Below are 11,468 nucleotides of genomic sequence, written 5' to 3' on the forward strand. Positions count from 1 at the left end.
GATAGTCCTTTGACCTTAGTTTTATACAAAGTCCATTTATTTGGAAATGATTTTCCAAAAGCAATCCAAAATTCTTCACGTAATTTTCTAGAGTCTTCTTTACTGAACATTTATAAAAAATATGCGATTGTTATTCCTAGTATAATTACTAGTAACTTCCTTAAATTGAATTTATGACCTTCAGAACTTTCAAATAATATTACGGTAGAGATATGTAAAAATACTCCTATTACTAAAGCATTTAGATAAACACCGTATGTAGATAATAAATCAATGGTATGCGCTAAATAGGTACCTAAAGGAGTCATTATGGCAAACAATACCATAAAGAGTCCGGCTTGCACTGGCTTTAAATTAGAACCTAAAAGGAAAATACTTAATATAATCGCTATTGGAATTTTGTGAATTAGAATTCCATAAATAATAGTATCATTAGTACCTATTGGAAGACCTTCAAGAAGTGAATGAATACAAAGACTGATAAAGAGTAACCATGGAAAATTTTGACTCTCTTTTGATATGTGTACATGACCGTGTTCTGCCCCTTTAGAGAAGAATTCTAAAAATATTTGAAATAGTATTCCTAACATTATGAAAACTCCAATTGACTTTGAATCAATAGTTGAATAAACTTCAGGTAGCATTTCAAATATTGTAAGTGCTAAAAGAAAAGCACCACTAAATGCTAGTAAAAGTTTAAAGGTTTCATTTTTTTGTGGCTTAGCTATAAAGACAAAAAGAAAACTAATTAACACTCCTAGAATTGGTAAAATATAAATCATGCAGATGCTAATTAAGCTTTTAGAAAAGGAAATAGGTCATTAATTAAACTAGCGTCAAAATTAGCGTATTTTTGCGGTACGAGAAAAGATGAATATGGGTAATAATTTTAAAATGGTCGCTAAGACCTTATTTGGTTTTGAAGAGCTTTTGTCTAAGGAACTTAGAAATCTTGGTGCCAGCAATGTTGTAGAGGGAACTAGAAATGTATCTTTTGAAGGTGATACGGGGTTTATGTACAAAGCAAATCTTTGTTTGAGAACAGCTATAAAAATTATTAAACCTATTCATTCATTTCGTGTTAGGGATGAAAATGACTTATATAAAAAGATATATGCAATGGAATGGACAGAATATCTTTCTGTCAGTGAAACATTTGCTATTGATGCCACGGTAAATTCAGAACAGTTTACGCATTCATTATATGTCTCTCAAAAAACTAAAGATGCAATAGTAGATAAATTTAGAGATACTGATGGTACTAGACCGGATGTTGATGTAAAGGATCCAGATTTGCGTATAAATATTCATATCCACAATAATGATTGTAATGTTTCTTTAGATAGCTCTGGTACTTCATTACACAAAAGGGGATATCGTACAGCAACAAATATTGCGCCTATAAATGAAGTCTTAGCTTCTGGATTACTTTTATTAAGTGGTTGGGATGGACAAAGCGATTTTTTAGATCCAATGTGCGGTAGTGGAACTATGTTGACAGAAGCTGCTATGATTGCTTGTAATATACCTGCAAATATTAATAGGAAAGGTTTCGCATTCGAAAAATGGACTGATTTTGATGCTGAACTATTTGAAAAGATTATAGACTCTAGCTTAAAGAAGACCAGAGAGTTTCATCATAAAATTATTGGTTATGATAAAGCGCCTTCTGCAGTAAGAAAAGCCCAAGATAATATTGACAATGCTAACCTTACGGATTATATAACTGTTGAACGAAATGACTTTTTCAAAACAGACAAACCAACAGAAGGAACGCTACATATGTGTTTTAATCCACCATATGGTGAACGATTAGATATAGATATGGAAAACTTCTATAGCGCTATAGGAGACACTTTAAAACAAGGATATCCTGGTACAAATGCTTGGTTTATAACCAGTAATTTACCTGCTTTAAAGTTTGTTGGGCTAAGACCTTCTCGTAAGATTAAAGTGTTTAATAGTCATTTAGAATCTCGTTTGGTGAAATATGAGATGTATGAGGGTAGCAAGAAGGCAAAATATCAAAAAGGGAACGAAGAATGAAACCTAAGCATAAAGTTTTAATATATAATTTTTTAGGTTTTGCCAGTCTCTTTGTTTTGTTTCGCTTTGGCTTACAAGTATTACTAACAATAGACTCTTTCTACCTAGCTGTAATTTCAGCTATTGCGGCTTCTTTTTTAGCTCCAAAATTTGCCATTACTAAAATTGACGGCATAGAGAAGATTGTAATGAAATGGATTTTTGTAAAAGGGTTTAAAATATTATAAACGCTCTTTTGGTCTTGGTGGGTCTTGTGGAGGTGCCGATTCTTCAATTTTTTTCTTAACCTTATTTTTCTTTTTGTAAAGAGGTAAGAAATAAGATATGCTGTAATTGTATCCAACTCCAAAATTACTGTCCCAAGTTACTTTGTTAAACCCTGGTACATAAAGATTAGGGAAGCGCTCGTCTTCTTTTTGGCTTAATATAAGACCTAGGCGTATACTGGCACCCATATATACATTTGATATTACTTCTATTTTAGTACCAAAAACAGCCTCAATCCAAGTGGCAGAAAGTCCTGAAAATTTTTCGGGCACATCAGAGCCGTTTGCAAAACCATCTGGATTCCAATATCTATTCGTATCAAAGTATTGATAATTATTTAATGTGTTTTCAAAGGTGCTAAATGCTAGTCTAGCGCCCATGTAAATTAAATTATGCTCACCGTACCAGTTAGCATATGTATTTTTGTTTACACCTAGTTTTAGATAATTACCAGAAGTAGTAAAATTGTAAAGATCTTCTTGTCTGGTTTTTTCTTCATTTCCAAGTTCAGCAGCTAGATATAAATTCTGATTTAATCTGTAATCCGCAACTATTTCAAAACCTTTATAATTATCATCTAAAGCACCAGTAATGATTCTACTTAAATCTATACCTAACCCTAGACCATAAGATTGTTTATACTCTAACGTATCCTTTGGATTTAAATCTATGGGCTTACTTTGACTAAGTGCTAAACAAGAACATAGTAGAAATAAAAGATTAATGAAAAATCTTGACATGTGTAGAATCTGAGTTTGTGACTAGGGATTGTGTTATTTCAATATCTTGAATCCAGTTATTATCATCGGCAGTAAGGCTTCCTTGTAATTCATCATAATTGACAACAAAACCACATCCGCGAGATAGAAAATCTTCTAAACGGTTATAGGAAAAAGTAATGGTATCAACGTTTCCAGTTTCTGTGCCATCCTCATTTTCAGCAGAACTGCTAATCAATATAAAACTTGTAGCATCTTCATCTGTTTTTAAAGGAATGGATATTGTACTTACCGTACTTCTATCTGTTACAGTATTGACAGTAACATTTTGTCCAACACCTACAGCTCTTAAAGTGGTAACTTCTTTTAAAGCAGAAGTATCTGTAACATCGTAAAATTCTATAACCAAAAGAGGAGTATCTCCCTCAACACAGATATCATCTTTCTCACATGATGATGCGAAGATAATACCTAGGAAAATTAATAATCCGATTTGAAATCTTCTCATTTTAAACTTTCTTTTCTAAAAGTACAACATTTTCTACGTGATGAGTCTGTGGAAACATGTCTACTGGCTGAACTTTAGTAATTGTATACATCTCTTTCATTAATTCTAAATCTCTAGCCTGCGTAGCGCTATTACAACTAACATAAACTACTTTTTTAGGAGCGATGTTTAGTATTTGCTGAACAACGTCTTTATGCATACCATCTCGTGGAGGGTCAGTAATAATTACATCTGGCACACCATTTTGAGTAATAAATTGTTCGTTGAATACATTTTTCATATCACCAACAAAGAAATCTACATTCTCGATATTATTACGGACTGCATTTGCTTTTGCATCTAAAATAGCTTCAGGAACAGATTCTATACCGACCACCTTTTTAGCCTTTTTGGAAACAAATTGTGCTATAGTACCGGTACCTGTGTAAAGGTCATATACCAATTCATCACCTTTTAAATCGGCAAAATTTCTAGTTATTTTGTATAATTCGTAAGCTTGTTCAGAATTAGTTTGGTAAAAGGATTTTGCATTAATTTTAAACTTCAACCCCTCCATTTCTTCAAAGATATGGTCCCTACCAGCAAAACAAATGATTTCTTGATCATAAATAGTATCATTCTGTTTTGGGTTAATCACATATAATAAGGATGTAATTTCAGGAAATGTTTTTGAAAGATGATTTAAAAGTAATTCTCTCTTTTCTTTATCATTTTCAAAAAACTGAACCAATACCATAATTTCACCGGTTGATGTGGTACGTATCATTAAGGTACGCAACATGCCGTGCTGATTTCTTGGATTAAAAAAAGTCAACCCGTTTGCAGTAGCAAATTTTTTTGTTTCTAGTCGAATAGCATTTGATGGGTCTTTTTGTAAATGACATTTTTCTATGTCCAAAATTTTATCCCACATTCCAGGAATATGAAATCCTAATGCATTTTTATCTTCTATTTGATTGTCAGACTTTATTTCATCTAAAGTTAACCAGCGACTATCTGAAAAAGAAAATTCCATCTTATTTCTATAGAAATATTGCTTTTCTGAACCGAGAATAGGGGTTAATTCTGGTAAATCTAAATGACCTATCCTTTTTAAATTATTTTCTACTTCTTTTTGTTTGTAAAACAATTGGTGCTCATAGCCCATATCTTGCCATTTGCAACCGCCACATATATTGAAATGTTGGCAAACAGGTTCTACACGCTTGTCTGAAAGGGAGTGGAAATTTGTTGCGATTCCCTCAAAATATGCTTTACGTTTTTTGGTCGTTTGTACATCAACCACATCGCCTGGTACGGTGTTAGTTAAAAAGATAACTCTTCCGTCAGGTGCTTTACCAATAGTTTTACCTTTTGCTGCTGCATCTGTAACGGTAACGTTTTCAAAAACTAGTCGCTTTGTCTTTTTTCGCATAGCGCAAAAGTAAGCATCCGTTTGCATTTATTATAACAATTACATACACTTGGGTCTATTAATTTTAGTTAAATATGACTTAGTTTATTTGACTATAGATTGTTATTTACAATAGAAATTAAAAAAGTCAAGACACCTTAAATTAAGGTTTCTTGACTTTTAGGATAAAGGTAATTGTGTTTTTTTACTATTTATTTTTGTTGAATTTATTCAAAATTCTTTCCATCTGTTTTCCTGCAGCTTCTCTACCGCCAAGACCAAAAGAAAGGGCTATTGTAACGGCGATTGTACCCAAGGTAATACCAAATGCCATGTTTATAATATCATCTCCGATTCCCATTGTTTTAAGTCCCATAGCCAAGAATATTGCTAAAATGCACATTCTTACGATTGATGCAACAAAAAGATTATTTTCATCTTTAGCCATTGTTTTATGCGCAATAGATGCAATCCAATTTCCTATAATTAAGATGACTAATCCAAAAAGAATATTACCAGAAACACCCACTAACGTATCAAGCACTTCTGTTAATTTTTGGAATTCTAATTTTTCTAAAGCTGTAGTAATACCAAAAAGTACTATGAAGAAGTAGACAATATTTCCTATTAATTTAGGTAGGTTGGTATTAGAAGAAACGCTACCTAAATTCATCCTGTTAATAATACCATCTAAATTTAAGCTTTCTAATAAATCAGTAACTAACCCAGAAACAAATTTACCTCCAATTACAAAGATTAAAAGTATAAGAACAGCTACTACAATTTTAGGGATGGCATTGAAAAATTGTTCTAGCATATGAGTTGCCGGTACAGAAATAGCATCCATATTCAATATATTCAAAGCAGTAATTAACAAGGGTATAAATATGAAAATAAAAACTACCTTTTTAAGAATGTTGACTAAATCTAAATTTTCTGGTAGTTTTAATTTAGGCACAAAACTCTGTATTGTTTCCCCAGAGAGCCCGACTAGCTCAGAAACTATAGTAGCTAGCATATAACCTATGTAACCTACTAAACCAGCACCTACAATATTAGGTATGTAGCCTGTAAATCCATTAAGTAGATTTTTTACAGGATCTAGAACACTGGTCATACCTAGTTTTTCTAAGGCTAGCATAAAAACAAAAATCATTATAAAAAAGTAAACTAGTTTACCGATAAATGAGGAGAGTTCAATTTTGCCTGACCCTAGTTTACTGTCAATATTGGTTCTTTTAATTAATTTGGTAATTAGTCTTTTTACAAACCCTGCAATAAACCATCCAATTATCAGTATCAATATTGCACCGATCGTACTCGGTAAAAAATCGCCAACTGAATTTGAAAGGCTAGACATCATGTTCTCTAAATAATTCATAGTGTTTTTTTTATATAATAAATTGGTTGTATTAAGTAGGACACAAATTTTTGTTAAAAGTCACATTTTACAGTACTTCATAGGGATTTTTCGATTTTAAGGTGATTCAAAAAAAATATTTGTTAAGTTTGTAACTCTACAAGGATGATTTCTCTCCCACGCTGAATTTTCGACTCTTCGAAAGGAAAAAGGTATAGAAGGAATTGCTAAAGTTTTATTTAAAGTAATTTTTACCATGTCAATTTTAGAAAACATCTCTTCTAAGGATGCTATCGCATTAGAAGAAAAACACGGAGCCCACAATTATCACCCACTACCTGTAGTATTAAGTAAAGGTGAAGGTGTATTTGTTTGGGACGTTGAAGGAAAAAAATATTATGATTTTCTTTCTGCATATTCTGCAGTAAACCAAGGTCATTGCCATCCAAAAATTGTTGATGCAATGACAGAACAAGCAAAAACTTTGTCATTGACGTCTAGAGCATTTTATAATGATATGCTAGGCAAGTATGAGAAATATGCTACTGAAACTTTTCATTTCGATAAGCTTTTACCAATGAATACTGGTGCAGAGGCTGTAGAAACTGCACTGAAGATTTGTAGAAAGTGGGCTTATGAAAAGAAAGGGATAGCTGAGAATAATGCGGAAATAGTTGTTTGTGAAAATAATTTTCACGGTCGTACTACAACTATAATTTCTTTTTCTAACGATCCTGTTGCCCGTAAGAATTTTGGACCATATACTGACGGATTCATTAAAATAGCGTATGATAATTTAACGGCTTTAGAAGAGGTTTTAAAATCAAACTCAAATGTTGCAGGTTTCTTAGTTGAGCCAATACAAGGTGAGGCAGGGGTTTACGTACCTTCTGAAGGTTATTTAAGCGGAGCAAAAGCATTATGTGAAAAGTATAATGTATTGTTTATTGCAGACGAAGTACAAACAGGTATTGCTAGAACAGGTCGTTTATTAGCTACTTGTGGTAATTGCTCTTGTTCAGATAAACACTGTAGTGGAACTCCAGAAATTAAGCCAGATATTTTAATTTTAGGAAAAGCTTTGTCCGGTGGTGCTTATCCAGTTTCAGCAGTTTTGGCAAATGATGCTATTATGAATGTTATACGACCAGGAAACCATGGTAGTACCTTTGGTGGTAACCCAATTGCTGCTGCTGTTGGTATGGCTGCTCTAGAAGTGGTAAAAAATGAAAAGCTTGCAGAAAATGCATTTGTATTAGGTGAACTTTTTAGATCAGAGTTGAATAAATTCATACCAACTACAGATTTAGTAAACAGTGTTCGTGGTAAAGGTCTATTAAATGCAATTCTTATTAATGACAGTGAAGAGAGCTCTACAGCTTGGGATATATGTATGGCATTAAAGGAGAATGGATTGTTGGCGAAACCAACACATGGTAATATAATTCGTTTGCACCACCTTTGGTAATGACTAAAGAAGAGCTACTAGATTGTGTTTCAATCATTATTAAAACACTGAAAGAGTTTAAACAATAGAAATAAAAAATCCCCGATGTAAATCGGGATTTTTTTGTTTGTAATTTTTCTTCTATTGAAAATCGGCTGATGCAAATATTGCTATAATTAAACCGAAATAGACTATAGAAAGAATTAAAAGGATAATAGCTATTGCAAGACCAATGTAAGATAAAATCCTGCCAGTATTTATATTTTCATATCCTCTATAATTACCAGGGTTATTTTCATAAAACCTTTGTGCCTTCTTCGCATTATTTAAACCAATGATACTGAATATGGCGCCAAAAGGACCACAACAGAAAATGGATAAAACAATGGATAAAATTCCAAAAGTTAAAGCGTTACTAGAACCTGGTATTTGTTGATATTCTGAATTGTTCATTTATTCCATTGGTATTCCAAGTTGTTCATAATTTCAGAGGTTTGTTCTATATATGCATCCCAACCACCCATAGAAACTATTGAGTATACCGTCCATACTAGAGAAAGTACTCCAAGACTAGTCCTATTATAGCAACAATTTTAGTTGTCTTAAGAGTACTAAAATTGGAATATTCTTGAGGATTTTCCTGATAAGTTTTAGTGTCTTTGTTTACTAAAATTAATGCAATACCAGACAAAATAACACCTCCAATACCAGCACTTACACAGCAGCATAAAAAAGATACGATACTTAAGATAAGAGCGATAGTTACATTAGGTAATTTTTGTTGTTCCATAATTTAAAGGTTTAGTTAAATGAATTTTAAAATGTAATTGGTCAATATAAAACCTACGGTACTTACCATAAGTGTAATCGTAATTGTATTTGAATGTTTAAAGAATAAATTTTATTGAGCCCTAAAAAACCAAAAAGTAGTAACATAGGGTAAATAGCTGGGTACATTAAAAAAGCAGAAACAAACTCGCCTTTTATTAAAAATAGCAATGATCGTTGTAACCCACAGCCGGGCAATCAACGCCTAATATCTGTTTTGTAAAACAGGAAGCATAAAACTTTCTAATCCAAAAAAATAATTAATGCCTTAAGGCGCATCTTTAAATAAATTAATAGTCCGAAAATTACCATTATTTTTGTGTATTCAAAACAAAAACATGTCTCATTTTAAGATTGGCGATACCGTAGAAACAATTGACGATGTCATAAAAGGCGTAGTTAAGTCTATAAATGATCGCAGTGTCACCATTTTAAGTGATGATGGTTTTCCGTTAACTTTTGATTTTAAGGAGTTGGTTTTAATTTCTGACGATATTCATGTTTCCAACTATGAAATTGCCAAAATCAAGAAAGAAAAAGAAATTCCTAAAAGAAGAAAAACTACTGTTTTAAGAACAAAGGAGCGTACTGCTCCTAAAATGGAGGTTGATTTACACATTAATCAATTAGTGAAAAATCCAAAAGCGATTAGCAAATTTGATATGTTGAATTTACAGTTAGATAGTGCAAAAAGACAACTAGATTTTGCTATTAGTAAGAGAATTCAGAAAATTGTTTTTATACATGGCGTAGGTGAGGGGTGCTGAAAGAAGAGTTGGGTTATCTTTTTAGAAAGTATGATAACGTTAAGTACTATGATGCGGACTACCAAAAATATGGGCTAGGGGCAACAGAGGTTTACGTCTTTCAAAATTTTTAAATTAACCGGCTGTAGTAGTAACGGTACCAAATTCACTCACTTGCAAATCGGTAATTCTACTTCCGTTTTCGTTTAAAAATGTAATTCCACTTAGTTGAATAGTATGGGTGAATGTTATGCTATCTTCAGTAGTAGTGGTGATAGTAATACTTCCGCCTTCTGCTTCAATTTCTTCTAAAACTGTTGGTGTAAGTGGTGGTGGCGAATCACAGAAATAAGTACTGGTTACTGTCTCTGAAAATATACGGTAGCTTATTTGAGAGCTGCCAGGAACAGCACTAGTTAATTCTGTAGTACTAACTTCATTTTTTAAAAGCCCACTAGGCAATGTTACTATTAAAGCTTCATCACCATTTATTTTAAACAATACATTTTCGGTTGAGACAGATACTGTATCACAACTTTGAACGGTTTCTATACTATCAAAATCTACGGTTTCTATTTGTAATTCACCATCATTACATCCAAAGAGCAAAATTGAACAACCAATTAAAAGGTATTTTTTCATAATTCAAATTTAATTTAAAATTTGGAAATCTGTCTGTAGCATCACAGTCATTTATGGGTTAATTAACTATTTTTGTGCTTTATTTATTTTTAGAGTATGCTTATATGAAACATGTATATTTAGATAATGCCGCCACTACACAAGTTCACCCTAATGTAATTGCTAAAATGCAAGATGCCTTAGGTACTTACGGAAACCCTTCTTCTACACATAGTTTTGGAAGAACGGCTAAAACTGCTATTGAAAGTGCGCGTAAAACAATCGCTAAATATATTAATGCGCAACCGTCAGAAATTATTTTTACTTCTGGTGGTACAGAGGCAGATAATATGATTATTAGATGTGCCGTACGTGATTTGGGTGTAAAGACTATAATTACTTCTAGAATTGAGCATCATGCAGTTTTGCATACTGTAGAAGAATTAGAGCAAAAAGCTGCAATTCAATTATTATATGTTGATTTGGATGAATATGGTAATCCAGATTTGGCACATTTAGAAATACTTTTACAAAAAGATGATTCTAAAAAATTGGTAAGCTTAATGCATGTCAATAATGAAATAGGAAATAAAATTGATTTAGAAGAAATTACTCTTTTGTCAAAAAAATACGGCGCACTGGTTCATTCAGATACCGTTCAATCATTAGGTCATTATAATTGGGATGTAAAAGCATTTCCTATTGACTTTTTAGCTGCTGCCGCTCATAAATTTCACGTTCCTAAAGGCATTGGTTTTGCTTTTATTCGTAAAAACTCTGGATTAAGCTGTATGATTTCTGGTGGTTCGCAAGAACGAGGGCTAAGAGCTGGTACAGAATCATTCCATAACATTGTTGGTTTAGAAGAAGCTTTTATACATGCGTATGAGAACTTAGAAGCTGAAAAGAAATATGTTGAAGAGCTTAAGTCTTATTTCATAGCGCAAGTAAAGTCAACTATCCCCAATGCTAAATTTAATGGGCATTCTGGTGATATGGATAAAAGTACTTACACTCTAGTAAATGTATGTTTGCCAATTACAGAAGATAAAGCTATGCTACTTTTGTTTAATCTTGATATGAAAGGAATTGCTTGTTCTAAGGGTAGTGCATGCCAGTCTGGTAGCGATGCCGGTTCACACGTACTTACGCAAATACTATCTGCTGAAGATATGAAAAAGCCATCTGTTCGTTTTTCATTCTCAACATATAATACAAAAGAAGATATTGATTATACTATTGGGGTTATAAAAGATATTATAGAAGCGTAATTAATTTTTATTACGATCGCGTTTTCTTTCTCTTTCGTATGGGAATTTTCTAATGGCTAATTTCATCATTCGGTCAATAAGGTCTGTAGTGTTTTTACCAGTCTTCTTATTTATTTCTTTCTCGTATTTCCAAAGAAGTTTACCAGAATCGCCATCACTTATTTTAATTCCTATTCTACCATAATTGGCGCCACCAGAGAAATAATCTGTAAAACTAAATTCTGTAGGTATACCATTTGATAATAAAATATTTAAATCTAAA

General features: G+C 32.4%; 14 protein-coding genes and 2 pseudogenes (1 of these 16 running past the window's edge). 5 read left to right on the top strand and 11 right to left on the bottom strand.

Going from position 1 to position 11,468, the window contains the following annotated elements; all coding sequences use genetic code 11:
* Together P178_RS0111545 and P178_RS0111550 are read right to left on the bottom strand one after the other, a co-directional pair.
* Positions 1–110 carry the 5' portion of a DUF4268 domain-containing protein gene (locus P178_RS0111545; protein ID WP_027064533.1) on the bottom strand. 316 nt of this gene lie to the left of the window's left edge, so 110 of the gene's 426 nt are visible here — the first part of the coding sequence; the start codon lies at positions 108–110; its stop codon lies beyond the left edge, outside the window.
* Complete coding sequence (locus P178_RS0111550) at positions 111–782, bottom strand: ZIP family metal transporter (RefSeq protein WP_027066363.1); 672 nt, start codon at positions 780–782, stop codon at positions 111–113.
* Between the two features lie 94 nt (positions 783–876).
* On the opposite strand from P178_RS0111550, the gene P178_RS0111555 reads away from it, so the two are divergent.
* Together P178_RS0111555 and P178_RS0111560 are read left to right on the top strand one after the other, a co-directional pair.
* Positions 877–2,046: a class I SAM-dependent RNA methyltransferase gene (locus P178_RS0111555; protein ID WP_027066364.1), complete on the top strand. Its 1,170-nt coding sequence runs from the start codon at positions 877–879 to the stop codon at positions 2,044–2,046.
* A complete protein-coding gene (locus P178_RS0111560) occupies positions 2,043–2,273 on the top strand; it encodes a hypothetical protein (protein WP_027066365.1) in 231 nt (76 codons plus the stop codon). The genes P178_RS0111555 and P178_RS0111560 overlap by 4 nt, the downstream gene beginning before the upstream one ends.
* Here P178_RS0111560 and P178_RS0111565 read toward each other — a convergent pair.
* The 4 genes from P178_RS0111565 to P178_RS0111580 all read right to left on the bottom strand — a co-directional run bounded on the left by P178_RS0111565 (position 2,268) and on the right by P178_RS0111580 (position 6,314).
* Entirely contained in the window at positions 2,268–3,053 is a 786-nt protein-coding gene (locus P178_RS0111565; protein ID WP_027066366.1) for a DUF6048 family protein, read from the bottom strand. The two genes, P178_RS0111560 and P178_RS0111565, sit on opposite strands and share 6 nt — an antisense overlap.
* Positions 3,034–3,540 (bottom strand): DUF6452 family protein, encoded by a 507-nt coding sequence (locus tag P178_RS0111570; protein WP_027066367.1) that lies wholly within the window; start codon positions 3,538–3,540, stop codon positions 3,034–3,036. Before P178_RS0111570 ends, P178_RS0111565 begins: the two co-directional genes overlap by 20 nt.
* A gap of 1 nt (position 3,541) precedes the next feature.
* Complete coding sequence (gene rlmD / locus P178_RS0111575; protein ID WP_027066368.1) at positions 3,542–4,954, bottom strand: 23S rRNA (uracil(1939)-C(5))-methyltransferase RlmD; 1,413 nt, start codon at positions 4,952–4,954, stop codon at positions 3,542–3,544.
* Positions 4,955–5,141: 187 nt separating this feature from the next.
* The gene (locus tag P178_RS0111580; RefSeq protein WP_027066369.1) at positions 5,142–6,314 is read right to left on the bottom strand and encodes a mechanosensitive ion channel; all 1,173 of its coding nucleotides are present in this window, start codon (positions 6,312–6,314) and stop codon (positions 5,142–5,144) included.
* A gap of 235 nt (positions 6,315–6,549) precedes the next feature.
* On the opposite strand from P178_RS0111580, the pseudogene rocD reads away from it, so the two are divergent.
* A pseudogene (rocD, locus tag P178_RS21920) lies at positions 6,550–7,829 on the top strand (ornithine--oxo-acid transaminase).
* A gap of 52 nt (positions 7,830–7,881) precedes the next feature.
* Here rocD and P178_RS0111595 read toward each other — a convergent pair.
* The 3 genes from P178_RS0111595 to P178_RS23710 all read right to left on the bottom strand — a co-directional run bounded on the left by P178_RS0111595 (position 7,882) and on the right by P178_RS23710 (position 8,766).
* Positions 7,882–8,193 carry a CCC motif membrane protein gene (locus P178_RS0111595; protein WP_027066370.1) on the bottom strand — a complete coding sequence of 104 codons (312 nt, stop codon included), beginning with the start codon at positions 8,191–8,193 and terminating at the stop codon, positions 7,882–7,884.
* Positions 8,194–8,290: 97 nt separating this feature from the next.
* A complete protein-coding gene (locus tag P178_RS21925) occupies positions 8,291–8,530 on the bottom strand; it encodes a CCC motif membrane protein (RefSeq protein ID WP_231500530.1) in 240 nt (79 codons plus the stop codon).
* Between the two features lie 62 nt (positions 8,531–8,592).
* Positions 8,593–8,766, bottom strand: coding sequence for a DUF2752 domain-containing protein (locus P178_RS23710; RefSeq protein WP_410477204.1), 174 nt, complete (start codon positions 8,764–8,766; stop codon positions 8,593–8,595).
* Between the two features lie 140 nt (positions 8,767–8,906).
* Here P178_RS23710 and P178_RS21930 point away from each other — a divergent pair, with 140 nt between their 5' ends.
* Positions 8,907–9,335, top strand: coding sequence for a DNA mismatch repair protein MutS (locus P178_RS21930; RefSeq protein WP_316930006.1), 429 nt, complete (start codon positions 8,907–8,909; stop codon positions 9,333–9,335).
* 114 nt (positions 9,336–9,449) lie between these two features.
* Here P178_RS21930 and P178_RS0111610 read toward each other — a convergent pair whose 3' ends face one another.
* A complete protein-coding gene (locus P178_RS0111610) occupies positions 9,450–9,956 on the bottom strand; it encodes a hypothetical protein (RefSeq protein WP_027066371.1) in 507 nt (168 codons plus the stop codon).
* Positions 9,957–10,060: 104 nt separating this feature from the next.
* Here P178_RS0111610 and P178_RS0111615 point away from each other — a divergent pair, with 104 nt between their 5' ends.
* A complete protein-coding gene (locus P178_RS0111615) occupies positions 10,061–11,206 on the top strand; it encodes a cysteine desulfurase family protein (RefSeq protein ID WP_027066372.1) in 1,146 nt (381 codons plus the stop codon).
* Here P178_RS0111615 and P178_RS23395 read toward each other — a convergent pair.
* A pseudogene (locus P178_RS23395) lies at positions 11,207–11,468 on the bottom strand (hypothetical protein); the annotation flags it as partial.

This window comes from Maribacter sp. Hel_I_7 (assembly GCF_000688315.1).
GTDB lineage: Bacteria > Bacteroidota > Bacteroidia > Flavobacteriales > Flavobacteriaceae > Maribacter > Maribacter stanieri.

What these genes read in the sequence shown, in the direction of transcription:
- P178_RS0111610 (WP_027066371.1), bottom strand. Translation starts at nt 9,956, where the DNA reads ATGAAAAAATACCTTTTAATTGGTTGTTCAATTTTGCTCTTTGGATGT.
- P178_RS21925 (WP_231500530.1), bottom strand. Translation starts at nt 8,530, where the DNA reads ATGGAACAACAAAAATTACCTAATGTAACTATCGCTCTTATCTTAAGT.
- P178_RS0111615 (WP_027066372.1), top strand. Translation starts at nt 10,061, where the DNA reads ATGAAACATGTATATTTAGATAATGCCGCCACTACACAAGTTCACCCT.
- P178_RS0111570 (WP_027066367.1), bottom strand. Translation starts at nt 3,540, where the DNA reads ATGAGAAGATTTCAAATCGGATTATTAATTTTCCTAGGTATTATCTTC.
- P178_RS0111595 (WP_027066370.1), bottom strand. Translation starts at nt 8,193, where the DNA reads ATGAACAATTCAGAATATCAACAAATACCAGGTTCTAGTAACGCTTTA.
- P178_RS0111580 (WP_027066369.1), bottom strand. Translation starts at nt 6,314, where the DNA reads ATGAATTATTTAGAGAACATGATGTCTAGCCTTTCAAATTCAGTTGGC.
- P178_RS0111555 (WP_027066364.1), top strand. Translation starts at nt 877, where the DNA reads ATGGGTAATAATTTTAAAATGGTCGCTAAGACCTTATTTGGTTTTGAA.
- P178_RS21930 (WP_316930006.1), top strand. Translation starts at nt 8,907, where the DNA reads ATGTCTCATTTTAAGATTGGCGATACCGTAGAAACAATTGACGATGTC.
- P178_RS0111565 (WP_027066366.1), bottom strand. Translation starts at nt 3,053, where the DNA reads ATGTCAAGATTTTTCATTAATCTTTTATTTCTACTATGTTCTTGTTTA.
- P178_RS0111560 (WP_027066365.1), top strand. Translation starts at nt 2,043, where the DNA reads ATGAAACCTAAGCATAAAGTTTTAATATATAATTTTTTAGGTTTTGCC.
- rlmD (WP_027066368.1), bottom strand. Translation starts at nt 4,954, where the DNA reads ATGCGAAAAAAGACAAAGCGACTAGTTTTTGAAAACGTTACCGTTACA.
- P178_RS0111550 (WP_027066363.1), bottom strand. Translation starts at nt 782, where the DNA reads ATGATTTATATTTTACCAATTCTAGGAGTGTTAATTAGTTTTCTTTTT.